This is a genomic window from Pseudomonas sp. P116 (assembly GCF_020149425.1).
Taxonomy (GTDB): Bacteria; Pseudomonadota; Gammaproteobacteria; order Pseudomonadales; family Pseudomonadaceae; genus Aquipseudomonas; species Aquipseudomonas anatoliensis.
This window is the reverse complement of record NZ_JACVHB010000002.1, coordinates 841,438-866,592: the sequence shown is the minus strand read 5'-3', so window position 1 is coordinate 866,592 and position 25,155 is coordinate 841,438. Positions and strand designations below refer to the sequence as shown.

The following is a 25,155-nucleotide window of genomic DNA, read 5'->3' as shown; positions in this document are numbered from 1 at the left end:
TGTAAAGCTGGTTATCGACCCCCGCCACAAGGACGTTCCTTTTCCCTCCGAACAAGCCCCGACATGTTCAGACCTCTCTTCGTATTTATCGGCACGCGTTATACCCGTGCAAAGCGTCGCAATCATTTTGTGTCATTCATTTCCCTGACTTCGATGATCGGGCTCGCCCTTGGCGTAGTCGTGATGATCGTGGTGCTCTCGGTGATGAATGGCTTCGATCATGAGATGCGCACCCGCGTGCTGGGCATGGTGCCCCACGCGACCATTGAATCCACTGATCCGATCAACGATTGGCAAAGCCTGGCCACCAAGGTCAAGCAGAACCCGCAGGTGGCGGCCGTCGCGCCGTTCACCCAGATGCAGGGCCTGCTGACCAATAACGGTCAGGTCTCCAAGGTGTTGCTCAACGCCATTGACCCTGCGCTTGAACGCAATGTCTCGATCATCGACAACTTCATGAAGCAGGGCAAACTCGACGACCTGACGCCGGGCAGCTTCGGCATCGTCATCGGCGACAAGGCCGCGACCAAGCTCGGCGTGGGTCTGGGTGACAAGGTCACCTTCGTCGCCCCGGAGGTCAGCGTGACCCCGGCCGGGATGTTCCCGCGCATGAAGCGCTTCACCGTGGTCGGCATTTTCCATGTCGGCGCCGGCGAGCTCGACGGTTATCTGGGCGTCACCAATCTGCAGGATCTGGCGAAAATGCATCGCTGGAAGCCTGATCAGGTGCAGGGCCTGCGTCTGAAGTTCGACGACTTGTTTCAGGCACCGCGTGAGGCATGGAACATCGCCCAGCAACTTGGCGAAGACCGTTTCTACGCCCGTGACTGGACCCGCACACACGGCAATCTGTATCAGGCGATCCGCATGGAAAAAGCCATGATCGGTCTGCTGTTGCTGCTGATCGTTGCGGTGGCGGCGTTCAACATTATTTCCACGCTGGTGATGGTGGTGAACGACAAGAAGGGCGACATTGCCATTCTGCGCACCCTCGGCGCCACGCCGGGGACGATCATGCGCACATTCATGGTGCAAGGCACGGTCATTGGCGTGGTCGGCACAGCGATCGGCGCGGTGCTCGGGATTCTCGCCGCGCTCAACGTCAGCGCTGCGATCTCGGCCCTCGAAGGGCTGCTCGGGCACAAGTTCCTTAATGCTGACGTGTATTTCATTGATTATCTTCCGTCGCAGGTGCAGAGCCAGGATGTGGTCATGGTCTGCGCCGCTGCATTGGTTTTGAGTTTCCTCGCCACCCTGTATCCCGCCTGGCGTGCCGCGCGCACCCAGCCGGCGGAGGCGCTACGTTATGAGTGAGTCGGGCATGAGTGAAAAAGCAATCTTGAGCTGCCGCAACCTGGGCAAATCCTACGAGGAAGGCCCGGAATCGGTAGAAGTGCTGGCCGGTCTGCAACTGGAGTTGAACCCGGGCGAGCGTGTGGCGATTGTCGGCACCTCGGGCTCGGGCAAAAGTACCTTGCTCAACCTGCTCGGCGGCCTCGACACGCCAACAAAGGGCAGTGTCTGGCTCGATGGCGAAGAATTGTCGGCGCTCAGCGAGAAGAAACGCGGTCTGCTGCGTAACCGTTCGCTGGGCTTCGTCTACCAGTTCCACCACTTGCTGCCGGAATTCACCGCACTGGAAAACGTCTGCATGCCGCTGCTGATCGGCAAGACGTCGATCCCGGAAGCGCGTCAACGTGCCACTGCGTTGCTGGAGCGAGTGGGGCTGGGCCATCGCCTGGAACACAAACCTTCCGAGCTGTCCGGCGGTGAACGCCAGCGTGTGGCAATTGCCCGGGCACTGGTGAACAAGCCGGGGCTGGTAATGCTCGATGAGCCGACCGGCAACCTCGACTCCCACACCGCCCAGGGCATTCAGGATTTGATGCTGGAACTCAGCACCTCGATGCGCACGGCGTTCCTGGTGGTGACTCACGACATGAACCTGGCTCGCCAGATGGATCGCGTTCTGCATTTGCAAAATGGCTGCCTGACGCCCATCTGATTGGCTGAAACCCGACGTCTGAAAAGGCGTCGGGTCTTTTATTTTTATACGGTGCCCCAGCGAATGTTCAGACCGTTATCGATCTTTATCGGCACGCGCTATACCCGCGCCAAGCGCCGCAATCGCTTCGTTTCGTTCATTTCGATGACCTCGATGATCGGCCTCGCCCTTGGCGTGCTGGCGATGATCGTGGTGTTGTCGGTGATGAACGGCTTCCAGCGTGAGATGAGCTCGCGCATCCTCGGCATGGTGCCGCACGCGACCATCGTAGGCGTGAAGCCGATTGACGACTGGCAGCCGGTAGCCGCCGCGGCCATGAAAAATCCCGAAGTGACCGCCGCCGTACCGTTCACCGAAATGGAAGGCATGCTCTCCTACAAGGGTTTGATGCAGCCTATCCAGATCAGCGGCGTCGATCCGGCCCAGGAAGGCAAAGTGTCGATCGTCGCCCAGCACATCGTGCAGGGCCGACTTGACGCACTCAAACCTGGCGAGTTCGGCGTGGTCATCGGTGAAATCACCGCTCGCCGTTTCCGCCTGAATGTCGGCGACAAAATCACCCTGATCGTGCCGGAAGTCAGCACCGCGCCGGGCGGCATTACCCCGCGCATGCAGCGACTCAACGTGGTCGGCGTGTTCAAGGTAGGTGCCGAGCTGGACGGCTCGATGGGCCTGATCCACGTCGCCGATGCCGCGACCATGCAGCACTGGGAGCCGAATCAGGTGCAGAGCGTGCGTCTGGCAGTCAAAGACTTGTACGCCGCGCCGAAAGTGTCTTCCGACATCGCCGCCAGTCTTGGCGCCGAGTTCAAGGCGGACGACTGGACCCACACTCAGGGCAGTCTGTTCAGCGCCATGAAAATGGAAAAAACCATGATCGGCCTGTTGCTGCTGATGATCGTCGCGGTGGCGGCGTTCAACATCATCGCCACATTGATCATGGTGGTGAACGACAAGGGCGCGGACATTGCAATCCTGCGCACCATCGGCGCCACGCCCCGGCAGATCATGGCGATCTTCATGGTGCAGGGCACGGTGATCGGCATTGTCGGCACGCTGATTGGTGGTGTGCTGGGCGTGATCGCGGCGCTGAATGTCAGTGAGCTGGTCGGCTGGTTCGAGCGAGTGAGCGGGCAGCACATCTTCAGCTCCGATGTGTATTTCGTCAGCAATCTGCCGTCTGAATTGCAGGGTGGTGACGTGCTGCTGATCTGCTCCGCCGGGTTTGTCTTGAGCTTTTTGGCGACGCTGTATCCGGCGTGGCGGGCGGCGAAGATCGAGCCGGCGCATGCGCTTAGATATTCGTAAGCACTGACGCGAAATACTGTAGGAGCTGCGGCACGCTGCGATCTTTTGATCTTGATCTTTAGGATCAAAAGATCGCAGCGTGCCGCAGCTCCTACAGTTTCAATCTTCTTTACGCAACTCAATCACAAACCGCGTCCAACCCCGATCCGATTCGCAATGAATCGTCCCACCATGGGCCCGAACGATCGATTGAGTAATCGCCAATCCCAAGCCCGCATGTTCGCTGCTACCTTCCTGCCGCGCCGGATCGGCCCGATAGAAACGATCAAACAATCGCGGCAACAGTTCCGCTGAAATCCCTTCGCCGGTGTTCTCGACCGATACACGCACAGCATTCGGCAGGTCCTGGATCACCAAGCGAACCTCCCCCGAGGCGGGTGTAAATCGCAGCGCGTTATCCAGCAGATTCGACAGCGCTCGGCGCAACATACTGCGGTCACCTTCGATTTGCGCAGTGCCTTCACGGCTCAGCGTCACTGCGCAGTCCTCGGCCAGTGGCGCAAAAAACTCCAGCAGCGCATCCGCCTCATCCGCCAACGCCAGTGGTTCACGCTTGGGTATCAGCAAACCGTGATCAGCCTTGGCCAGATACAACATGTCATTGACCAGTTGCGCCATCCATTGCAGTTCTTCGAGGTTGCTGTGCAGCGCTTCGCGGTAATCCTCGATCGGTCGCGGGCGGGTGAGGGTGACCTGGGTGTGGGTCAGCAGGTTCGACAGTGGCGTGCGCAGTTCATGGGCGATGTCGGCCGAAAACGCCGAGAGCCGCTGAAACGAGTCGTCGAGGCGTGCGAGCATGGCGTTGAAGCTGTGGGCCATTTCCGCGAGCTCTGGAGGCATTTGCGCTTCCGACAGTCGGGCATTCAGCGATTGCGCCGAAATCCCACGCGCCACCGCACTCATGCGCCGCAATGGACGCAAGCCGCTGCGCGCTGCCCAGGCACCGAGTAACGCAGTAGCCAGCGCCGAAAGCCCGACGGTCAGCCAGATCAGATGTTGCATGCGTTGCAGAAAGTGCTGGTGATGGGTGATGTCCAACAACAGCGTCAATTGTGGCGAATCGGGTTTATCCGGGTAGAGCGGGGCATTGAGCACTCGGTACTCGGTGTCGTTATTGCTCACGGTCGACAGGCCGGATTGTTGCGGCAAGACATCTGGCACCTTGATCGAGCTGTCGTACCAGCGTTTTCCGTCACCGCCGGTGATGCGCAACGACAGATCGGCCTGACGGCTGAGTTCATCCGCGAGTCGCGCCTCACTTTCACCGGCCTGAACATCCTGCAAGGCGCGGCGCAGACCGATCAGTTTGCCGTCGAGCAATTGCTGGTCGAGCTCAATGAAATGCGCCTCACTGGCGCGGTTGAACAGCACCCCGGCAAACAGTGAGACCACAGCGGTGCAGGCAGCAAACAACAATGCCAGGCGTGAACTCAACGACAACCGGCGCATCAGGCTGGGCGCTCTTCAAGCACATAACCCATGCCGCGCACGGTGTGGATCAGTTTGTTGGGGAATTCGTCGTCGACCTTAAGGCGCAGGCGCCGGATCGCCACTTCGATGACGTTGGTGTCGCTGTCGAAATTCATGTCCCAGACCTGCGAGGCGATCAGCGATTTGGGCAGCACTTCCCCCTGGCGGCGCAGAAGCATTTCCAGCAGGGCGAATTCCTTGGCGGTCAGGTCGATGCGCTGGCCTTGGCGTTCGACTCGGCGGCGGATCAGGTCCAGGCGCAGATCGGCCAATTGCAGGCTGGTTTCCTGCGGTGTGGCACTGCCCCGACGCAACAGGCTACGCACCCGGGCCAGAAGTTCGGAGAAGGCGAACGGTTTGACCAGGTAGTCGTCGGCGCCAAGTTCGAGGCCGTGGACTCTGTCCTCCACCGCATCTTTGGCCGTCAGAAAAAGTACCGGCGTATCCAGGCCAGCACTGCGCACTGCTTGCAGGATCTGCCAGCCATTGCGCCCGGGCAGCATCACGTCGAGGATCAGCAATGCGTAATCACCGCTCAAGGCCAGTTGCTGACCGCTGTCGCCGTCGGCCACCAGTTCGGTGTTGAAGCCGGCCTCGGTCAGGCCCTGACGCAGGTATTGGCCGGTTTTCGCTTGGTCTTCGACGATCAACAGTTTCATGGGCGACTCGGGCTGATTCAATGTGATTCGGTGTGTAGCAACGAAAGCTTTATACCGTGACAGCAGGCGGCATCCGCCAACCTGACAAAGTTGTAATCTGCCTGTCAGGTAGATGCCAGCGCAGGCCGGTTAGAGTTTCCCACAAGCTGAACCTTATCTTGTTGGAGTACGACCATGTTTTTGCGTAAATCCCTGGTGTTGACCGCCTGTTTATTGGCATTGAGCGCGCCAGTGTCGGCCGCGCCAGGGCACACCTACGATTTCGGTCAACCGGCCGCGGCAAGCAAAGCCACCCGCAGTATTGAAGTGGTGATGGGCGATATGTCGTTCGAACCGAAGGCTATCAAGGTCGAGGCCGGTGAGACCGTTCGCTTTGTGCTGGTGAATAAAGGCCAGTTACTGCACGAATTCAACCTCGGTGACGCGGCGATGCATGCCAGTCACCAGAAGGAAATGTTGCAGATGCAGCAGAGCGGGATGCTCACGCCTACCGCCATCAAGGAAATGTCCCACGACATGGCGGGTATGGATCACGCGGCGATGGGCCATGGCATGAAGCATGACGACCCGAACAGTGTGCTGGTCGAACCGGGTAAAACCGCTGAGTTGACCTGGACCTTCAGCAAGGCTACGGGGCTTGAGTTTGCCTGCAACATCCCTGGCCATTATCAGGCCGGTATGGTCGGCAAACTGACTGTCAGTCAGTAAGCACTCAAAGGCGGGCGCAAAGACTGGTAGAATCCGCTGATTCTTCAGTCAGGTTTCCGCCATGCATCCCGCAGCCGAACACTCGCCGCTGGGCAAATCCAGCGAATACATCGCCACCTACACGCCGTCCTTGCTGTTCTCGATTCCGCGCACCGCGAAATGGGCGGAGCTGGGCCTGACCGCCGAAACCCTGCCGTATAAAGGCGTGGATTTCTGGAACTGCTTCGAGCTGTCGTGGCTGTTGCCGTCGGGCAAACCGGTGGTGGCCATCGGCGAATTCAGCATTCCGGCGGACTCGCCGAATATCATCGAATCCAAGTCGTTCAAGCTGTATCTGAACTCGCTGAACCAGACGCCGTTCGCCGATAGCGCCACGCTGGAAGCGACGTTGGTCAAGGATCTGTCGGCCGCGGCCGGCAAACCGGTCGGCGTGCGGGTTCGCAGCCTCAAAGAGGTCGAAGCCGAAGGTGTGGTGGCGTTGCCGGGTGTGTGCATTGATGACCTGGAGATCAGCGTCAGCAACTATGAGCATCCGCGTCCGGAACTGCTGCGTTGCGATGATTCGCGCGTCGTCGAGGAGAGCGTGCACAGCCACCTGCTCAAGTCCAATTGCCCGGTGACCAGTCAGCCGGACTGGGGCAGTGTGGTGGTGGAGTATCGCGGCGCGGCGCTTGATCACGCCAGTCTGCTGGAATACATCGTCAGCTTCCGCCAGCACTCGGACTTTCATGAGCAGTGCGTCGAGCGGATTTTCCTCGACCTGCAACGGTTGCTGAAACCTGCGAAGTTGACGGTGTTTGCGCGGTATGTGCGTCGTGGTGGGCTGGATATCAACCCGTATCGCAGCACCGAGAGCGTGCAGTTGCCGAACCATCGTCTGGTTCGTCAATAAAGATCAAAAGATCGCAGCCTTCGGCAGCTCCTGCATGGGATCACCTGTAGGAGCTGCCGAAGGCTGCGATCTTTGGATTGTAAAAATGAAAAAGCCCTGCCATCGCTGGCAGGGCTTTTTTGTCCGTCGGGGAATCAGATCCCCATGCTGCCCAACGTATTGACGATGTTGCGCAGGGTGCCGGCGATGGTCGGGTGATCGACTTCGAAACGCTCGACTGCCAGATTCACCCCATCGACGATGCTGGCATCCTGGGTTGCAGCCTCCAGCTGGATTTGAGATTCAACCTGCACCATCAGAGCACGCAGATCTTCCCGTTCGGCTTCCGACAGCGGCGGATTCTGATCCAGCTGCTCGCGCAGGGTATCGAGCTGTTTTTGAAGTTCTTGAGCGGGCATGGTGGTTTCCTTTTTATCGAGAGGCACTGGCATTGACCGCAGCCACGCGCCAAAGGTCTATGGCTGACCTTTAGATTAATCCACTCTCGATCACCCTGCATGATCCCGATCAGGGCTTTTCGCCTTTGAGGCGGCGCAGGCTGATGTCCGCAAGGCAGGTTTCCAGCTCGCCCAGATGATCGATCACCGAGTGCACGCCGAGGCCGAACAGCTGCATCGTCGCTTTGCCGCGCAACTGTTCGCGTTCGTTCTGGCTCAAGGCTTGCCACTCGCCCGGCGCCAGACCGCACAGCGAACCGCAGGATGCCAGGCCGATTGTCCATAACCCGGCATTGAGGCCAGATTGCAGCAATCGCGGCTCGCCGCTGACCAGTACGCAACCGTCCAGGCTGCCAACGTTCAAGTCCATTAGCGCCTGCCAGCAGGCATTGGGGGCGGGCCATGGATTGATTGTTGCCGAATGTTGCGCAGGTTTGATCCACGCCGGTAAGGCCGTCGATAGCGGTTGCGCAAGGGCAGGGGGCAGGTCATCGAGCCACGCGCAAGGAATTTGCTGACGCTGCAAGCTTTGCAGACTTTCGAGCGCGCCCGGTGTGGTCGCGGCATGTTCGGGCAGGGCGGTGCTCTGTTGTCGGGCGCGGGCACCGAAATCCACCAGGCAACCACTGAGTCCGAACAGTATGGCGTTCAGGCCGGGCGGGGCGAAGGGCAAGGTTTCGGCGTGTGACATGGCTACGTCCCTGAAATACCCGTCAGGCTAAAACTTGCCGATGACAGTTGGATGACAGCGGTGTGAATCGAGGGCTCGGAAAACTCCTACAAGTCGCTTCATTCCCGGACTGCTCAAAAGGACTTTTGCGCTTATACTAGCCGCCTTACCGCTCAGGTCGAGATGCCTGTGCCAGTACCAATCCAAGGAGTTTTTCTATGCGCTGGAGCCCTTCGCTCGCTCAGCTTTGTGTATATGCCGGCCTGGTGCTGGCGCCGTTCGCCACTCAAGCGGCAACGGAAGAAGACCCTTGGGAAAGCGTCAACCGTCCGATCTTCCAGTTCAACGACTTCGTCGACACCTATGCACTGAAGCCTTTGGCGCAGGGCTATGAGTTCGTGACGCCGCAATTTGTCGAAGACGGCATCCACAACATGTTCCGCAACGTCGGTGACGTCACCAACCTGGCGAACAACATTCTGCAGGCCAAACCTGCCGCGGCTGGCGTCGACACAGCGCGCCTGATCTTCAACACCACATTCGGCCTGCTCGGCTTCTTCGACGTCGGCACCCAAATGGGCCTGACCCGCAGCGACGAAGATTTCGGTCAGACCCTCGGTTACTGGGGCGTGGGCAGCGGCCCGTACGTGATGCTGCCGCTGATGGGCCCGAGCACCCTGCGTGACGCACCGTCCAAGTATGTCGACGGCTTCACCGGCATGTACCGCTACATCAACGATGTGCCCGTGCGTAACTCGATATTCGGCCTGAACATCGTCGACACCCGCGCCAGCCTGCTGTCCAGCGAGAAGCTGATCAGCGGCGACAAGTACACCTTCATCCGCAACGCCTACTTGCAGAATCGCGAGTTCAAGGTGAAGGATGGCGAGGTTGAAGACGATTTTTGATTTCGACTGGTGAAAAAAAGAAGGCGACCCTCGGGTCGCCTTTTTTGTGAGCGCTTATTTCATCTTCAGGATGCTCAGGCCAAGCTTTTGGCTGTCACCTTCCTGAGCCTTGACCCAAACCACTTCGGTCTCGGCTTCAAGGCCGCTGAGTGCCGAATGCTCGGAGTCAATGCTCACGTACAAACGATCACCGACCTTGAAGCTGCGCGGTGCTTCAACCTGCATGCCACTGCTGGAGAGGTCGATGCAGACGGCCGAGACCTGATCCCCTTCATGAATCAACACGACATCGGCATCGACACGCATGCGGATGAAATCGCGCTTTTCGCTGTAGTCCCGACCGGTTTGACTCATGGTTCTGACCTTCCATTGGGTTACGGTTTGAGCAGTTCTTATAACTCTCGGTGATTTGACAAGTAAAGTCGTCAAGCGACCATCGGCGCATGCTTGAAACGCCCCGCGGATGGGAGTACCGTCTGCGCCTTAGAAGGGCACCTCTGGTGCAACCGTGTACGGAGCCAACGCTCGAAAGCGGTGCAGCAGAGAGGCTAGAAAGCGAATCCAGTAGTCTGCGCAGGGCCGTTGCCCCGCCAACTACGCCAACCTAATTCTGGCGCCGTTTGCCCACATGCCAAAAACCAGTGCCACGCTGCTGATAATCGATGATGACGAAGTAGTGCGCGCGAGCCTCGCGGCCTATTTGGAAGACAGTGGTTTCAGCGTCCTGCAGGCCAGCAACGGCCAACAGGGTCTTCAGGTATTCGAGCAAGACAAGCCCGACTTGGTCATCTGCGATCTGCGCATGCCGCAGATGGGCGGTCTCGAACTCATCCGTCAGGTCACCGAGCGGTCACCGCAAACGCCGGTGATCGTGGTTTCCGGTGCCGGCGTGATGAACGACGCTGTCGAGGCGCTGCGCCTGGGCGCGGCGGATTACCTGATCAAGCCTCTCGAAGATCTGGCTGTGCTCGAGCACTCTGTGCGCCGGGCCCTGGATCGTGCGCGCCTGCTGCTGGAAAACCAGCGCTACCGCGAGAAGCTCGAAAAGGCCAACCGCGAGCTCGAAGCCAGCCTGAACCTGCTCCAGGAAGACCAGAACGCCGGTCGCCAAGTGCAGATGAACATGCTGCCGGAAAGCCCGTGGAGCATCGACGAGTTCAAGTTTGCCCACCAGATCATCCCGTCGTTGTACCTGTCGGGTGATTTCGTCGACTATTTCCGTGTCGACGAGCGCCGGGTTGCGTTCTATCTGGCGGATGTATCGGGTCATGGCGCCTCTTCAGCTTTCGTCACCGTGCTGCTGAAGTTCATGACCACGCGCTTGCTGTTCGAATCCAAGCGCAACGGCACTTTGCCGGAATTCAAGCCTTCGGAAGTCCTTGGTCATATCAACCGGGGGCTGATCAGTTGTAAGCTGGGTAAACACGTCACAATGGTCGGTGGAGTCATCGACGAGGAGACCGGTTTGTTGACCTATAGCATCGGCGGCCATCTGCCGTTGCCTGTGTTGTACACGCCTGACAGTGTTCGATATCTTGAAGGGCGCGGTCTGCCGGTGGGCCTCTTCAACGAAGCCACCTACGAAGATCACGTGCTTGAGCTGCCACCGACGTTCAGCCTGACGCTGATGTCTGACGGCATTCTGGATCTTTTGCCAGAACCTACGCTCAAGGAAAAAGAAGCCGCTTTGCCTGAACGGGTGAAGTCGGCGGGCGGCAGCCTGGATGGTCTGCGGCAAGTATTTGGATTGGCCACGCTGGGGGAGATGCCGGATGATATCGCCCTGTTGGTGTTGAGCAGGAATCTTTAATGAGTACCGGTAGAATCCAGTTCGCCGAGCAGGATGGCACCTTCGTCCTGAAGTTCGTCGGTGAAGTTCGCCTGACCCTGTGTTCGGCGTTGGATGCGACTATTGAGAAAATCTTCACCGCGCTGAATTTCAACGCGATCGTGATCGATTTGACCGAAACCCGCAGCATCGACAGCACGACGTTGGGCCTGTTGGCCAAGCTGTCGATCCTGTCGCGGCAGAAGGTTGGTTTGCTGCCGACTGTCGTCACCACCCACGATGACATCACCCGTCTGCTGCAATCGATGGGTTTTGAGCAGGTGTTCAACATCGTCAACCACCCGGTGCCGTGCCCGGAGTGCCTCGATGACCTGCCGGATCAGGATCAGTCGGAAGAAGTGGTGCGAATCAAGGTGCTGGAAGCGCACAAGATCCTCATGGGGCTGAATGATTCCAATCGTGAAGCGTTTCACGATCTGGTGAATGCTCTCGAGCGCCATTGAGTGGTGGGGGCCGGACCGGCCCCATCGCGAGCAGGCTCACTTCTACAGAGTCCTCATTTCAACTCACTATCGCGATCACTCCGCAGATCCCCTGTAGGAGTGAGCCTGCTCGCGATAGCGTTCGCAAGAACGCCGCTAATATCCAGCAGCCACAAAAAAGGGCGAACCCACCAGGGTTCGCCCTTTTTGCATTTGCCGAACTAGATTACAGCTTGGCCTGCAGCAACGCCTCGAGCTTTTCCTGGTCACGGGCAAACTGACGAATGCCTTCAGCCAGTTTCTCGGTGGCCATCGCGTCTTCGTTGGACAACCAGCGGAACTGCGCTTCATTGAGGCTCAGGCGCGCTTCACCCGCGTGCCCTGGCGCCAGTTTGCGCTCCAGCTTGCCAGTGTCGGCCGCCAGTTTGTCGATCAGGTCCGGGCTGATGGTCAGGCGGTCGCAGCCAGCCAGTTGCTCGATCTGGTTGAGGTTACGGAAGCTCGCACCCATGACGACGGTCTTGTAGTCATTGGCTTTGTAGTAGTTGTAGATGCGCGTAACGGACTGCACGCCCGGATCATCGGCGCCGGTGTAGTCGTTGCCGTTGGCCTTCTTGTACCAGTCGTAGATGCGGCCCACGAACGGCGAGATCAGGAACACACCGGCATCGGCGCAGGCGGCCGCTTGGGCGAAGGAGAACAGCAAGGTCAGGTTGGTCTGAATGCCTTCCTTCTCCAGTACTTCGGCGGCACGGATGCCTTCCCAGGTCGATGCAATCTTGATCAGCACGCGGTCGCGGCCAATGCCGGCCTTGTCGTAAAGCTCGATCAGGCGATGCGCACGCTTGAGTACGGCATCCTTGTCGAACGACAGGCGCGCATCCACTTCAGTGGATATACGGCCCGGGATCACTTTGAGAATTTCCTGACCCACCGCAACGCCGAAACGGTCGCTGGCCAGGCCAACATCGCCCTTGCAGTCGCTGACACAGGCGTTCAGCAGCTCGGCGTATGCAGGGATGGCCGCCGCTTTGAGCAGCAGGGAAGGGTTGGTGGTGGCGTCTACCGGTTTGACCCGGGAGATCGCTTCGAAGTCGCCGGTGTCGGCAACGACGGTGGTGAATTGTTTGAGTTGTTCCAGCTTGGAAGTCATGGGTGTGCTCTGTCCTGTGGGTCTGACGACATTACCCGAGCGCTGACAGCCACTCAAGGGCGCGTACGTGGATCGATGGCCCCTGAGGCAACAACCTGAAAACGATTGTTTGAAAGGAGGGGCGCGGTGTCGATGAATACGACGTCAAAACCCCTGACAGGTTCAAAGCAACTGACCTGCGTACAGATCAGTCGCACGCGGCCTACTGCGTATTCAGCTGGGTGGCGGCGGCCATTTTCGCCGGCTTCGGTTGCCCGCCCGAGGTCACCAGGCCGAAGTTCTTCTCGCGCTCGTTACTGCCCGAGTCACTGTTGCGCCATTCGTAGATGGAGGTCAGCGGAATGTTAAGCTTTTTCACATCGGCGATAAACGCGCTGACTTTGCTGGCCTGCCCGTCGATCCCGCCGTTGGAGCTGAGCGCCGAGATGCCCCATTCACTGATGACCCCGGGCAGATGAAAGTTTTGCTGGATAAACGACTGTGCGGTGCTGATTTGTGTGGCCGTCATGCCGTACGGGTGATAGGAAATCGCGTCGAGGCATTTCGGGTACTCACTGACGATCCTGTTAAGCGCCACCGTTGATGCAGAGCCTGCGGTCGGTGCCCGGGCAAAACCGAAGCCGACCACTGGCGTGGTTTGCGCTGTGGCCTGCAGCGACTTGCACACGGCGCTCATGAACGGCACGAACGTCGTAGCGAAATTGCGTGTTGGCCAGTAGGTTTCAAGGTCGGGCTCGTTCCAGATCTCGATCGCCACCAGTTGTGAGCTGTAGGTTTTCTCCAGGCCTGTCAGTGCGGTGGCGAACGATTCGCCAGCCTTTGTCAGTTCACCGACGTTATCGGGTGTAGGGGTCAACGGCTTGATCGCGCGCACCGTCAGTAACACCGGCAGGCCGGCGGATTGCGCGGCTGCAAAGGCATCGCTGACCTGCTTCTGATAAGCCTTGGCGCTGAGGCTGTCGCTCCATACGCCCAAGCGCACAAAACTGAAGCCTGCGGCTTTGATGTGGGCGGCGTCCTCGGCGGAGAAGTTCTGGATCTTGACCTGGATGCCGACGGTCTTGGCGGGAAGGTTGGGAAACAGTTCACTGGCATGAACTTGGGGTACGGCACTGAGCGCCAATAACAGCGAGGCACTGAGTCGTTTGAGATGGGCTGATTTCATGTCTGCTCTCCAATGAGAATGACAACGGCGAATAGTTCTCTGGACGTCTGTTGTTTGAAACTAACAAACCCGCGAAGTGCGCGAATGTTATTTTTTGTCGGAAATCATTCGCGTGAAAATCACAGTTATTTTTAGTCCGCTAATTCTGGTTGGGGGGCTTTTAAGCGCTGTGGTACTTAGTGTTCTGGTACTAACAGGGTGAATCTATTTTCTGAGTGCAGGAAGATCTAGCGGGTTCATTAAAGTTCGCTCTAGATGTTGGCAGTTTGATATTACACAGGAAAGTAAACCTTGTTTAAAAAGATCCTTGTCGTCTGCGTCGGCAATATATGCCGAAGTCCGACCGCAGAACTGTTGCTGCGTAACGCGCTGGCGCCCTCGGCGATCTCGGTGTCCTCCGCAGGGCTGTCCGCTCGGGTCGGCGAATCGATGGAAGCCACAGCCCGGCAGATTCTTGAAGAGCAGGGGCACGACGCCGAACCGTTCAAGGCGCGCCAACTGACCCCGGACATCGTCAATGAATCAGACCTGATTCTGGTCATGGAAAAACAACACGTTAATCAAGTATTGAAAATTGCCTCCCACGCGCGAGGCAAAGTTTTTCTGCTCGGCAAGTGGCAGAGCGAACGAGAAGTACAAGATCCGTACCGTCAAGGCAAGGCCGCTTTTATTCATGCCCATGCATTGATTGAAGATGCTGTCAGCGCATGGGCACAACGTCTTGTACGTTGATGAATATTCTTCAGATCAGTGAATGGTAAGAACAGACTTATGCAGTTACCGTCAGTAATCGCCAACCGTGACAATGATCAAGACAGTATTGATCTGCTCGGCATATTCGGCAGTTTGATTGACCAGAAATGGTTGATCGGCGCACTTACCGGCGCCTTCATGGCCGCCGGCGTTGCCTATGCGGTGTTGGCCACGCCTGTGTACCTGGCGAACGCGCTGGTGCAGGTCGAACCGAAAAAGAACGACATGCTCGGTTTCTCCGACCTCAACAGCATGCTCGGTGGGCAATCGCCGTCGGTGACCGAAATCGGCATCATCAAGTCCCGCGCGGTGATCGGCAAAACCGTCGATGACCTGCGTCTGGATATCGATGTCACACCTAATACGTTCCCGCTGATTGGCGGTTTTCTCGCTCGCCGTTATCGCGGCGAAACCGAGTTCAGCGTCGCGCCGCCAAAGTTTGGCATGAACAGCTATGCGTGGGGCGGCGAGCGTGTCGAGATCGCCAAGCTCAACCTGCCCAAAGAACTGCTGGGCAAAAAGCTCACGCTGATTGCCGGCGAGCAGCAACACTTCAAACTGTTCGATGAAAACGACAACTTGCTGGTAGAAGGTGTTGTGGGTGAAGCCTTCGCCCAGGATGACGTAGAAGGGCTGATCGCTCATCTGTCGGCCAACCCTGGCACGCAGTTCCAGGTGGTGCGCAATCCACGGATCGTGACTATCCAGAGCTATCAGGATGCGCTGGATATTTCCGAGCAGGGCAAAGAGTCGGGCATCATCCGCCTCGCGCTGGCCAGCGCCGATGCGCCTGAGGCAGTGAAGATCCTCAACAAGATCGCCGCGCTGTACGTCGAGCAGAATGTGCGTCGCACGTCTGCCGAAGCGGCGCAGAGCCTGGCTTTCCTGCAAAGCCAGCTACCGCAGGTCAAACGCGATCTGGCCAAGGCCAGTGATGCGCTCAACGCCTACCAGACGCACGGCAAGACCGTGAACATCTCGCTGGAAACCCAGTCGGTGCTCGGTCAGACAGTGGCGCTCGAAACGCGGATTTCCGAGCTGAAAATGCAGCAGGCGGAGATGGATCGCAAGTTCACCAAACAGCATCCGGCCTACCGCGCACTGATGAGCCAGATCGGCGAACTGACGCAACAGCAGAAGTCGCTTGAAGGCAAGGTTCAGGATTTGCCGGCCACGCAACAGGAGCTGTTGAACCTGACCCGCGATGTCGAAGTGGCCTCGCAGATCTACACGCAACTGCTGAACAAATCCCAGGAACTGGACATCGTCCGCGCCGGCGCCGTCGGCAACGTGCGCTTGGTCGACACTGCCGACGTTGACCTGACCAGCCCGGTCAAACCGAAAAAAGCCCTGATCGTGCTTATTGCAACCTTCCTCGGCGCCTTCGTCGGTGTGGCGTTGGTGCTGCTGCGCAAATCCCTCAGCCGGGGTCTGGAAGGGCCGGAAGCCATCGAGCAACTTGGCTTGCCGGTGTACGCGTCGATTCCTTACAGCGCGCTGCAGCAGGAAGAGGATGGCAAAAAAGGTCGCGCTCGCGATGGCGTGGACAAACCGGCGTATCTGTTGGCGTTGCGTAACCCGACGGATCTGTCCATCGAGTCGATCCGCAGCCTGCGTACCTGCCTGCACTTTGCCGGCCTGGACTCGACCAACAACCGCATCATGATTTCCGGGCCGAGCCCGCAGGTCGGCAAGACTTTCGTCTCTTCCAACCTTGCCGCCGTCATGGCGCAAAGCGGTCAGCGTGTGGTGCTGATCGACGCCGACATGCGCAAAGGGCATCTGCACAAAACCCTCGACGTACCGATCGCCAATGGTTTGTCGGATCTGCTGGTCAAGCGCTGCAGCCTTGAGCAGTCGATCAAGAAAATCGAAGGCGCTGACCTGCACTTCATCAGTCGCGGCCAGGTGCCGCCCAATCCTTCCGAGCTGTTGATGCACGCCAACTTCCGCGAGCTGCTGGCTGAGCTCAGTGAGCTGTACGACGTGGTGATCATCGACACGCCGCCGCTGCTGGCGGTAACCGATGCGGCGATTGTTGGCCGTGAGGCTGGCATCAGCCTGATCGTCACGCGCTTCGGGGTGAACCCTGCCAAAGAAATCGAACTGACCATTCGCCGCTTCGCGCAGAACGGCATCGAGTTGAAAGGTGCGGTGTTCAACGGCGTCGAGAAGCGCGCGGCCAGTTACTACGGCAACGGCGGCTACGGCTATTACAACTACGAATACGCGTCCGACAAATCCTGAATTGTCCATACATGAGGTGGGTGAGTTGTGAAAAAAATACTGCATGTAGCTGAGACAATCAAAGGTGGAGTCGCGACGGTCATTCGCACGATTTCGACGTCGCCCGAAGACGACGTTGCCAATTACGAGCTGGTTTATCTGGTCCCGCAGGATCAGGAAAAAGAGCTGCACGGCATTGCTGCGCAGCAGATCCGCACCTTCGCCCGGACCGGGCGCAACGTGCCGTCGCTGCTGCGTTTCGCCTGGCGCCTGGCGCAGGTGATGCTCAAGGAAAAACCCGATGTGGTGCATCTGCACAGCACCTTTTCCGGGGTGATCGGCCGTTGCGTTTGCGTGCTGCTGCGACCTTGGCGCAAGCCAAAGATCGTCTACTGCCCGCATGCGTTTTCGTTCCTGATGGAAAGCTCGCCGATCAAGCAGAAAGTCTATGCGTGGATCGAGCGCGTCTTGCAGAAGGTCACCGACGTGATCATTTGCGTCAGTCAGTACGAACTCGATAAAGCCGCGCGTTTCGGCATCGAGCGCAAGCGCATGCGCCTTATCTACAACGGCATTCATCGCCGGGACGAGGCGGCAAAAATCGCCAATCCCGAGCCGATTCATTTGTTGTTTGTCGGTCGACTCGACTACCAGAAAGGCTTCGACGTGTTGCTCAAGGCCTACGCCAAGGTGCAGCGCAGCGATCTGAAACTGACCGTGGTCGGCAGTGCGGTCAACGAAGACTCGGTCGAGTGCCCGCCGATGGATTCGGTTGAATACCTGCCGTGGGTGACACCGAGCGAAGTGCACGCGCTGTATCAGCAAGCCGATGCGCTGATCGTCCCGAGTCGCTGGGAAGGTTTTGCCATGGTGCCGCTGGAAGGCATGGCCATGGGGCTGCCGGTGATCGCCAGTGACTGCACGTCGCTGCCCGAGCTGGTCAGCAACGAGGTGTCCGGTTACGTCTTCCCGACCGGTGATCACCAGGCGTTGGCCGATGTGCTGGCGAAAATCCAGAAGCCGCGCTTGCTCGACCTCGGCAACGAGGGCCGCAGCATTGTCCGCGAGCGTTTCAGCGCCGCGTTGATGATCCGCCAGACCTACGATCTGTATCGCGCTCCCACTTATTAAGTAGAACTCAAGCTTATGAACGTAACGATTTTGCATGGCTACAGTGCGTCCAACTCCGGTGACGGCCTGCTCGTCGATCTGGCCATTGCCCTGGTGCAGCGCAACTTTGGTGACGACACCGCGATCAGCGTTGTGGCGTCCGATCCGCAATCCTTCAGCTACCTGCCGCACCCACGTTTTGACGCGCCGGTGATGGCAGCCAAAGGGTTGGGCCGGGTCAAACAAGCGGTGTTTCTGAATCAGTCCTACGCCGGGCTCGCCGACCTGTTGCGCAAAACCGACCTGATCGTCGGCGTCGGCGGCGGTTACATGCGCTCGAAAAGTGCTTTCGAGCACATCAAGTTGAAACTCGGCCACGCCAAGCAACTGGAAACCGCGATCCTCAGCAAAGTGCCGTCGGTGTACCTGCCGCAAAGCATCGGCCCGTTCCATGGCGAGAGCAGCAAAATCGTCGAGCATTACGCCAGTGCCGATGCGGTGTTCGTGCGTGACAATCGTTCGTCGGCGATCTTCGATGCCTGTGAAAACGTCTACCGCGCGCCGGATCTGGCGGTGCAATCGTTGGCCAGCAAAATTCTGCAGCAACCCAAGTTCACCCGTTGCGCCGCGTCGCCGGCCACGGTGTGCGTCGTGCTGCGCAAGCCTCCAGAGTGGAGCAAGGAAAAGAAGGTCGCCTACGTCGCCAATCTGAAGGTGTTGCTGCAACGCCTGAAGAACAAAAGCAAAGTGGTCTGCGCCGTGCAAAGTGCCGTGCGCGGCAACGATGACGGCGCGTTCTATCGCGAACTGGGCATCAGCGAAGACTTGCTGTCACTGAAGGCGACAATTGCCAAGTATCAGCCGGATCTGGTGATTTCCGTGCGCTTGCACGGCGCGATCGAATCGCTGCTCTCGGGTGTTCCGGCGTACCACATCAGCTACGAGCGCAAGGGCTTCGGCGCTTATCAGGACATGGGCGTCGAGGACTGGGTGATCAACGGCGGCGACATCAATGTCGATACCATCATCAACACGGTTTACGCGCCGAACGCGCTGTCGAATTTCGGCAAACGCCTGACCGACACCTGCCGCGAGATCGAGGCAAAAACCGTGGCCATGGACGAGATCATCAAAGGGATCGTTCGATGATATTTCGGCTACTGCTTCGCGGCGGAGCCTTGGGCGCGAAGTTTTTGCTGGTGTTGGCTATCACTCATTACCTCGGTTATGAGGCGTTGGGCTTTTACGGCGTGGTGGTCGCGGCATCGTTGATTGCCTCGAAGTTCTACAGCGTCGGCTTCAGTTCGGAAATCAATCGGCTGATCAGTGTCGGCGGCAGTTCGCGCCGGGTCGTCGAAAAGGTTTTGCTGCTGTATCTGGCGGTAGGGCTGGTGTTGTCGGTGGCGACAGTGCTGATTTACTCACTGTTCCAGGCAGTCGAGGCGCCGATGGCGCTGATCCTCTGCGTGACTCTGGTGTTGCTCACCGAACACCTGTCGTTCGAAATCAACTCGTTCGTGTTTTCCGCGCAGAAAGCCACAGCGGGCGCGCTGCTGTTTTTCATCAAGACCGGCCTGTGGGCGTTGTTGGCGGTGGGCGGGATGATGCTCGGCTGGGTGTCGGGCATTGCCAGCGTGTTGTGGCTGTGGGTGGTCGCCAACGTGCTGGTGATCATCGCCGGCTACCTGATTGTGGTGAACGTTCATCGCGGGCGAGAAGCCGGAACGCTGGCCACCGCGACTGTGTGGAAGGCCGGATTGCCGTTCTACCTCGGCACCGGTCTGATCGCGTTGAGTCAGTACGCCGAACGCTTTCTGATCATCGACCTCGAACCCTACGCCAGCCTAGGTAAATACGTGTACGCGTGGTCGGCGGCCAACACCCTGCAAGCGTTGTCCTACGCGGTGGTGGCGGTGGTCGGCATTCCGGTGCTGGCCAAGCGTTTTCAGGCCGATCAGCAAGCGTTCACGGTCAGGCAATTGTTCGTCAACAAATGGGTCATGCGCTCGCTGGTGGTGTCCGCTGCAGTGGCGGTGGCGATTTATCTGTTCTTCAACGTGGTGCTCGATTACGTCGCGACCAGCGTGCCACGTCCGGACAACGCGATCCTCGCAGTGCTGATCTTTTCCTTCGCCTTGCGCGCGATTGGCGACATCGTCTGGGGTGGTTTGATTGCCTCGAAAAACAGTCGCGTGTCACTCGCCAGCGCGGCGATCTGTTTGCTGGTTTCGGTGCCGGTCAGCTACATGCTGATCAAGCACTATTCGATCTATGGCGCGGCGTGGGGCAACGTCTTTGCGATCATCGTGCAGCTTGGCGTGATTGCCGTGTTGACGCGTGTGACCGGCGCGAAGAAGGCCGCTGTGTCATGGGCCTGAAGCTGCCGTGCATCGAGTTTCGTGGCAAGAAACTCGATTCGTACGTCTCGTTCCTGATCCTCTTCACCGGTCTGTTTCTGTCGGTGGCCATGCCGCTGCTGGTCCCTCGCGCGCCCGGGCCGGATGCCATGACGTTATGGTCGTCCTATGCACGCGCCGACAACTGCAATTTCTGGAATCCGTTCTCGCCGGATCGCTCGTCCTACGAGTGTTCGGCGTTCCTGCTGCGGCCCACCGGGATCGATCTGACCAACGCCTGGGCCTACGGCATGTTCTGCAATTTTTTCCTCACGGCCATTCCGGTCGTAGTGTTCCGGCGCATGCCGCTGGCGATCTTCGGCACCTTGTGTCTGTGGGGCATCGTCCGCTCGTTTTTTCTGGAAAACCTGACCAAGGAAATCATCGTCTCGGTGGCGGTGCTGAGCATTTTGCTCAGCTCGTTGACGCGCAAATATCGCGGCGGGTTTTTCCTGTCGGCGGTGATCTACGGCGTATTGATCCGGCCGTACTGGATTCTGTTTTCGCTGTCCTGGGTCGGAGTCTGCGTGATGAAAAAGTACGTCTCGCGAACGACCTTTTTCCTCATGCTGTTCCTGTTCTACCTGGCGGTCGCCACGGCGATTCAGTTGGCGCTCGGGTTTCCGGTGTCGTCGATTCGTGCGAGCAACAACGAGTTGCGCACGGCGGGGGAGGAGGGCTCGAAATCGTTGATCGTGTCGTGGCTCAGCGGCAGTGACTTCGTCTCGCAAGCGCTGGACTCGATGATCATCTTCTTCCGGTTGTCGTTCCCCGTGGAGCTGATTCTGCTGTCCGGTCCGGGCCAGGCGATCTTCGTCGCCTTGATGATCATGACCACGCTGCTGCTGTTCAAAGTCATCACGTCAACCGATTACAAGGGCACACCGATCCAGACCAAACCCAAGGAACTGATCGCGATTCCGCTGGCATTTTTGCTGGTGCAGGGTTTGTTCGAACCGGACTTCGGCTCCTTCGCCCGGCACTTCTCGATGGTCGTGCCAGTGCTGTTCGTGGGCCTGGGCTTGATGCTGCGCGCGAACAAACCGGTGCAGGTCGAATCAAGAATTCTGAATTGAGGCAGGTGCTTTATGTCGAGCAAGAAAAAGTCCCTGGAGATCGAAACCCTGCGCGGCCTGGCGTGCCTGCTGCTGGTGCTCTATCACGTCATCGGCCCGCTGGGCGGTGGTTTGAAGATCGATCTGGGCTCACCGTTTCGAGTGCTCGCCGACTCGATGGTGTACGTGCGCATGCCGCTGTTCACCTTCATTTCCGGCTACATCTACTCGATTTACAAAATCCGCGGGAATGACTTTTCCACGTTCTTCACCGGCAAGGTTCGGCGCCTGATAGTGCCGCTGTTTTGCGTGGGTGTGCCATTCTCGGTCTTGCAGGCGGTAGGCCCGGGGGTGAACAAGGATGTCGGTGTGATCGACGCGTTGTTGTCTTTCTGGGTGCCGATCAATCACTTCTGGTTCTTGCAGGCGGTGTTCATCATTTTCATGTTCGTCGGCTTGCTGGAGTGGCGGGGTCTGCTGCGCTCGCCAATGCGCCTGTATCTGCTGTTTGCCTTTGCCGCAGCGATATTTCTGCTGCCACCGTTCACCTTCGATGCGTTCGGCATCAACGGCGCGATCTACCTGCTGCCGTTTTTCGTGGCGGGGATGATCGGCCAAGAGAATGTCGACGCGTTGAGACAGCGCTTCAAGATGATCGGGCCGTTGGTGTTTGTGCTGATCTCGCTGACGCTGTTGTATGTCGCGGCAGTGGATCGCGAGCTGATTGTTGATCGCCGTAGTGTGATTGGCCTGACGGTCGGGTGCGTGTCCTGCTTCGCGCTGCTGTCGAGCGATATGCGCTCGAAGGGGCTGACGTGGCTGGGCGGGTATTCCTATGCGATTTTCCTGTTCCATGTTTTGTTCGCCGCCACTTCGCGGTTTGTGCTGGGACGTCTGGGCGTTAAGGATGAGAGCTTGCTGGTGTTCGGCGGCGTGGCGTGCGGGTTGCTTGGACCAGTGGTGTTGTCGATGATTTTCAGTCGGTTCAACTTCACCTCGGTGCTGTTTCTGGGGGAGCGGGCGGCGAAGAAAAAACCGCCAGCGATCATCACTCCGGTGGCGCCAATCAATAGCTGAAAGCTTCGCGAGCACACTGAGCGGTATCCCTGTAGGAGCTGCGGCACGCTGCGATCTTTTGATCTTGATCTTCAAAAGCAAGATCAAAAGATCGCAGCCTCGTTTCACTCGAATGCTCCTACAGGGGGCATTATTGAATGAAGGAATTTATGCATGTTGGCAGTTGATGACGCTCAGCCCGTTGCAGCGTCGGTGGTCGAAGTAGGTGACGCGCGTGAGCGTTTTGCGCAATGGCGTGAAGGCAAGGCTGGCAAGGTGCTGGCGGTTTCGGTGATCGGCGACAGCTACAGCGCCGGGCAGGATTTCTATCTGAACAAACTGGTGCAGCGGGTGGCCGGGGAGGTGGGTTTCGCCGGGCCTGGCTACGTCGGTTTCAACCACGGCGCAGCGCTGGGCGGCACACACTTCAAATACACCCGCAGCAGCGAGAAGTATTTTGGCGGCGACTGGAAGGTCTCCGGCCTCGGCCAGGCCAGCCCCGATAGCCGAACGGTGACGGGGCGGCCCGGCGCATGGTTGCAGGTCGATGCCAGCCCGACACCGGCGATCAACACAGCCGTCACCCAAGCGAAATTACTTTATCTGGGCAACGGTGAGTCCAGTGAGGTCCGCTATCGCTGGACGCCAGCGCAAGACTGGAAACCTTTGAAGCTCGCCGGTTCCGGCGTACAAGAGGTGCCATTGCCGGACACGCCGACAGCGGCGGATTGGGCGTTTCGGCTGGAGGTGGTGAAAGGCGCGCCAACCCTGTTCGGCCTGTGGATGAGCAACGATCAGGGTGGCGTGCGGGTGTCCAAACTGGCGGCGTCAGGCGCGGCATCCGCTGACTTCTATCACAGCGATCCGAAGTGGCAGACACAGTGGAAAGCGGCCGTGTCGAAGATTCCTGCCGACGTTTATCTGATCATGCTCGGTGGCAACGATCAGGGCTTTGGCGTGAAGCCCGAGACGTATTTGCACAACGTGCAGGGTCTGGTGGCAATGATCCGTGAGATTCAGCCAGCGGCGAGCATCAACCTGATCATGCGTCAGGACACCACGCGCTCCAGTGCTTATCCGATGTCGGCTTATGCGCAGGTTTTGCAGCCTTGGGCTCAGTCCCAACATCTGGGGTACGCCAATCTGCAATGCGCGTTCGGCAGCGACGTCAAACGTTATGCGGCCGCGATGATCGGCCCGGACAAGATTCATCCAGTGCCGGCGACGGGCGGCAAGGTGATTGCCGATTATTTCTACGGCTGGATCACTGGCGCCAAGGACGGTTGCGCCGCTTCCCCACTGTGATCGTTCCCCTGTCCCGCGTGTGAAGGCAGGAAAACGCATACCTCTGTCCCGCGTGTGAAGGCATGAAAACGCATACCTCTGTAGGAGCTGCCGAAGGCTGCGATCTTTTGACTTTGTTTTCCAAGATCAAAAGATCGCAGCCTTCGGCAGCTCCTACAGGGGCAACCGAGCCAACCGAGCAAACCGGGGCAACCGGGATAACCGGGATAACGGGGATATAAAATCAACAGGTGAGCGTTGGGGCTTACGCTTTTTCGAAGCCGTCCAGTTGACTCAACAACTCCGCAAGCTTCTGCGGCATCAACCGCGTATCACAACGCGTCTCCACGTTGATGATGATCGCCGGGTCGTTGCAGCAGATGCGCAACCGGAAGCGCCAGTCGCTGAAAATCACTTTCAGGCCGTCGCGGTCATCGATTTCCAGCGCCTGCTCGCTGTAGAGCTTTTTCAGGTGAGCGAGCAGGGGATAGGGATCGGCCAGTGGCCGGCGAATATCGCCGGAGGACGGAAACATGCCAATGCGCTCCACCAGCAAAATGCTGCCCAGCCAGGACTCGTTGGCGCTGGGCAACGGCTGATGGCGCGACAACCAACTGACTACCCCGAGGTTGCCCACCTCACGTTCAATGTCTGCCGAATGTTGTGCAATGTTCATAGAGGCCTGCCTGAAATGAAAAGTGGGCGGTGGATGGGTGGGCCGTCTCAGCGGCCCTTGAGGTAGACGTTTTCGTAGCAGAAGTTGGTCGCTTGCAGGTAACCCTCGGCGTCGCCGCAGTCGAAGCGCAGCCCCTTGAACTTGTAGGCCAGCACGCAACCGTTTTGCGCCTGTTTCATCAAGGCGTCGGTGATCTGGATCTCGCCGCCCTTGCCCGGTTGGGTGTCGGCGATCAGGTCGAAAATGTCTGGCGTCAGGATGTAACGACCGATGATCGCCAGGTTCGAAGGCGCATCCTGCGGCGCCGGTTTTTCGACCATGTTGTTGACCCGATAAATGCCATCGGAAATCAGCTCGCCGGCAATCACGCCGTACTTGTGCGTCTGATCGGCCGGGACTTCCTGGATCGCAACGATCGAGCAACGGAATTTCTTGTAGAGCTGGATCATCTGCGTGAGCACGCCGTCACCTTCCAGGTTCAGGCACAGGTCATCGGCCAGGACCACGGCGAATGGCTCGTCGCCGATCAACGGACGACCGCTGAGAATCGCGTGGCCCAAGCCCTTCATTTCTACCTGACGGGTGTAGGAGAAGGTGCAGGTGTCGATCAGCTCGCGGGTGCCGGCAAGGAATTTCTCTTTCTCGGTGCCGCGGATCTGGTGTTCGAGTTCGTAGCTGATGTCGAAATGATCTTCCAGCGCACGCTTGCCCCGGCCGGTGACGATGGCCATGTGTTGCAGGCCGGCATCGCGTGCTTCTTCGACGGCGTACTCGATCAACGGCTTGTTGACGATCGGCAGCATCTCTTTCGGCATGGCTTTGGTGGCTGGCAAGAAACGCGTGCCATATCCGGCAGCGGGGAACAAACATTTACGAATCATAAAAGTATCCTGGACAGTCATGGAACACAGCCAACGGGTGCGCGCACTAACGAAGGAGTGCAAGTTTCAATA

The 25,155-nt window shown here is 58.5% G+C and carries 25 protein-coding genes; 16 read left to right on the top strand and 9 right to left on the bottom strand.

The window, feature by feature from the left end:
- Positions 1-63 precede the first annotated feature (63 nt).
- The 3 genes from ICA15_RS10245 (at position 64) to ICA15_RS10235 (ending at position 3,313) form a co-directional block, all read left to right on the top strand.
- A complete protein-coding gene (locus ICA15_RS10245) occupies positions 64-1,314 on the top strand; it encodes a lipoprotein-releasing ABC transporter permease subunit (protein ID WP_150604496.1) in 1,251 nt (416 codons plus the stop codon).
- A 7-nt stretch (positions 1,315-1,321) separates the two neighbouring features.
- Positions 1,322-2,005, top strand: a complete 684-nt coding sequence (gene lolD / locus ICA15_RS10240; protein ID WP_191626485.1) for a lipoprotein-releasing ABC transporter ATP-binding protein LolD — start codon at positions 1,322-1,324, stop codon at positions 2,003-2,005.
- A gap of 63 nt (positions 2,006-2,068) precedes the next feature.
- A complete protein-coding gene (locus ICA15_RS10235; RefSeq protein WP_210553170.1) occupies positions 2,069-3,313 on the top strand; it encodes a lipoprotein-releasing ABC transporter permease subunit in 1,245 nt (414 codons plus the stop codon).
- Positions 3,314-3,412: 99 nt separating this feature from the next.
- Here the strand turns inward: ICA15_RS10235 and ICA15_RS10230 are convergent, their stop codons facing one another.
- Positions 3,413-4,762 (bottom strand): heavy metal sensor histidine kinase, encoded by a 1,350-nt coding sequence (locus ICA15_RS10230; RefSeq protein WP_210553169.1) that lies wholly within the window; start codon positions 4,760-4,762, stop codon positions 3,413-3,415.
- Positions 4,762-5,442 (bottom strand): heavy metal response regulator transcription factor, encoded by a 681-nt coding sequence (locus tag ICA15_RS10225; RefSeq protein WP_150598069.1) that lies wholly within the window; start codon positions 5,440-5,442, stop codon positions 4,762-4,764. The genes ICA15_RS10230 and ICA15_RS10225 overlap by 1 nt, the downstream gene beginning before the upstream one ends.
- A 174-nt stretch (positions 5,443-5,616) precedes the next feature.
- On the opposite strand from ICA15_RS10225, the gene ICA15_RS10220 reads away from it, so the two are divergent.
- Together ICA15_RS10220 and queF are read left to right on the top strand one after the other, a co-directional pair.
- Positions 5,617-6,150, top strand: coding sequence for a plastocyanin/azurin family copper-binding protein (locus ICA15_RS10220; RefSeq protein WP_150604492.1), 534 nt, complete (start codon positions 5,617-5,619; stop codon positions 6,148-6,150).
- A 61-nt stretch (positions 6,151-6,211) separates the two neighbouring features.
- Positions 6,212-7,042: an NADPH-dependent 7-cyano-7-deazaguanine reductase QueF gene (gene queF, locus ICA15_RS10215; protein ID WP_210553168.1), complete on the top strand. Its 831-nt coding sequence runs from the start codon at positions 6,212-6,214 to the stop codon at positions 7,040-7,042.
- A 134-nt stretch (positions 7,043-7,176) separates the two neighbouring features.
- On the opposite strand, the gene ICA15_RS10210 is transcribed toward queF, so the two are convergent.
- Together ICA15_RS10210 and ICA15_RS10205 are read right to left on the bottom strand one after the other, a co-directional pair.
- The gene (locus tag ICA15_RS10210) at positions 7,177-7,440 is read right to left on the bottom strand and encodes a DUF4404 family protein (RefSeq protein WP_150592516.1); all 264 of its coding nucleotides are present in this window, start codon (positions 7,438-7,440) and stop codon (positions 7,177-7,179) included.
- A gap of 109 nt (positions 7,441-7,549) precedes the next feature.
- Entirely contained in the window at positions 7,550-8,170 is a 621-nt protein-coding gene (locus ICA15_RS10205; protein ID WP_210553167.1) for an HAD family phosphatase, read from the bottom strand.
- Between the two features lie 197 nt (positions 8,171-8,367).
- Here ICA15_RS10205 and ICA15_RS10200 point away from each other — a divergent pair, with 197 nt between their 5' ends.
- Complete coding sequence (locus ICA15_RS10200) at positions 8,368-9,057, top strand: VacJ family lipoprotein (protein WP_150604489.1); 690 nt, start codon at positions 8,368-8,370, stop codon at positions 9,055-9,057.
- 54 nt (positions 9,058-9,111) lie between these two features.
- Here ICA15_RS10200 and ICA15_RS10195 read toward each other — a convergent pair whose 3' ends face one another.
- Positions 9,112-9,411: a PilZ domain-containing protein gene (locus ICA15_RS10195; protein ID WP_042560142.1), complete on the bottom strand. Its 300-nt coding sequence runs from the start codon at positions 9,409-9,411 to the stop codon at positions 9,112-9,114.
- A 274-nt stretch (positions 9,412-9,685) separates the two neighbouring features.
- Here ICA15_RS10195 and rssB point away from each other — a divergent pair, with 274 nt between their 5' ends.
- Positions 9,686-10,867: a two-component system response regulator RssB gene (gene rssB, locus ICA15_RS10190; protein WP_210553166.1), complete on the top strand. Its 1,182-nt coding sequence runs from the start codon at positions 9,686-9,688 to the stop codon at positions 10,865-10,867.
- Entirely contained in the window at positions 10,867-11,349 is a 483-nt protein-coding gene (gene rssC, locus ICA15_RS10185; RefSeq protein ID WP_042560140.1) for an anti-sigma factor antagonist RssC, read from the top strand. The genes rssB and rssC overlap by 1 nt, the downstream gene beginning before the upstream one ends.
- 205 nt (positions 11,350-11,554) lie before the next feature.
- On the opposite strand, the gene tal is transcribed toward rssC, so the two are convergent.
- Positions 11,555-12,481 (bottom strand): transaldolase, encoded by a 927-nt coding sequence (gene tal / locus ICA15_RS10180; RefSeq protein ID WP_064392803.1) that lies wholly within the window; start codon positions 12,479-12,481, stop codon positions 11,555-11,557.
- Positions 12,482-12,683: 202 nt separating this feature from the next.
- Positions 12,684-13,646: a cellulase family glycosylhydrolase gene (locus ICA15_RS10175; RefSeq protein WP_210553165.1), complete on the bottom strand. Its 963-nt coding sequence runs from the start codon at positions 13,644-13,646 to the stop codon at positions 12,684-12,686.
- A gap of 291 nt (positions 13,647-13,937) precedes the next feature.
- Here ICA15_RS10175 and ICA15_RS10170 point away from each other — a divergent pair, with 291 nt between their 5' ends.
- The 8 genes from ICA15_RS10170 to ICA15_RS10135 all read left to right on the top strand — a co-directional run bounded on the left by ICA15_RS10170 (position 13,938) and on the right by ICA15_RS10135 (position 23,547).
- A complete protein-coding gene (locus ICA15_RS10170) occupies positions 13,938-14,378 on the top strand; it encodes a low molecular weight protein-tyrosine-phosphatase (RefSeq protein WP_150604485.1) in 441 nt (146 codons plus the stop codon).
- Positions 14,379-14,417: 39 nt separating this feature from the next.
- Entirely contained in the window at positions 14,418-16,646 is a 2,229-nt protein-coding gene (locus tag ICA15_RS10165; RefSeq protein WP_150617581.1) for a polysaccharide biosynthesis tyrosine autokinase, read from the top strand.
- A gap of 27 nt (positions 16,647-16,673) precedes the next feature.
- Entirely contained in the window at positions 16,674-17,756 is a 1,083-nt protein-coding gene (locus tag ICA15_RS10160) for a glycosyltransferase (RefSeq protein WP_210553164.1), read from the top strand.
- A gap of 15 nt (positions 17,757-17,771) precedes the next feature.
- Positions 17,772-18,884 carry a polysaccharide pyruvyl transferase family protein gene (locus ICA15_RS10155; protein ID WP_150592508.1) on the top strand — a complete coding sequence of 371 codons (1,113 nt, stop codon included), beginning with the start codon at positions 17,772-17,774 and terminating at the stop codon, positions 18,882-18,884.
- Positions 18,881-20,113 carry a polysaccharide biosynthesis C-terminal domain-containing protein gene (locus tag ICA15_RS10150; protein WP_210553163.1) on the top strand — a complete coding sequence of 411 codons (1,233 nt, stop codon included), beginning with the start codon at positions 18,881-18,883 and terminating at the stop codon, positions 20,111-20,113. Before ICA15_RS10155 ends, ICA15_RS10150 begins: the two co-directional genes overlap by 4 nt.
- Complete coding sequence (locus ICA15_RS10145) at positions 20,104-21,207, top strand: hypothetical protein (protein ID WP_150604480.1); 1,104 nt, start codon at positions 20,104-20,106, stop codon at positions 21,205-21,207. The genes ICA15_RS10150 and ICA15_RS10145 overlap by 10 nt, the downstream gene beginning before the upstream one ends.
- 12 nt (positions 21,208-21,219) lie before the next feature.
- On the top strand, positions 21,220-22,263 hold the full coding sequence (locus ICA15_RS10140) for an acyltransferase family protein (RefSeq protein WP_150604479.1): 1,044 nt from the start codon (positions 21,220-21,222) through the stop codon (positions 22,261-22,263).
- A 153-nt stretch (positions 22,264-22,416) separates the two neighbouring features.
- Entirely contained in the window at positions 22,417-23,547 is a 1,131-nt protein-coding gene (locus ICA15_RS10135; protein WP_210553162.1) for an SGNH/GDSL hydrolase family protein, read from the top strand.
- A gap of 244 nt (positions 23,548-23,791) precedes the next feature.
- Here the strand turns inward: ICA15_RS10135 and ICA15_RS10130 are convergent, their stop codons facing one another.
- Together ICA15_RS10130 and galU are read right to left on the bottom strand one after the other, a co-directional pair.
- A complete protein-coding gene (locus ICA15_RS10130; RefSeq protein WP_210553161.1) occupies positions 23,792-24,202 on the bottom strand; it encodes a mannose-1-phosphate guanylyltransferase in 411 nt (136 codons plus the stop codon).
- Between the two features lie 47 nt (positions 24,203-24,249).
- Complete coding sequence (gene galU, locus ICA15_RS10125; protein WP_042560129.1) at positions 24,250-25,083, bottom strand: UTP--glucose-1-phosphate uridylyltransferase GalU; 834 nt, start codon at positions 25,081-25,083, stop codon at positions 24,250-24,252.
- Positions 25,084-25,155: the final 72 nt, after the last annotated feature.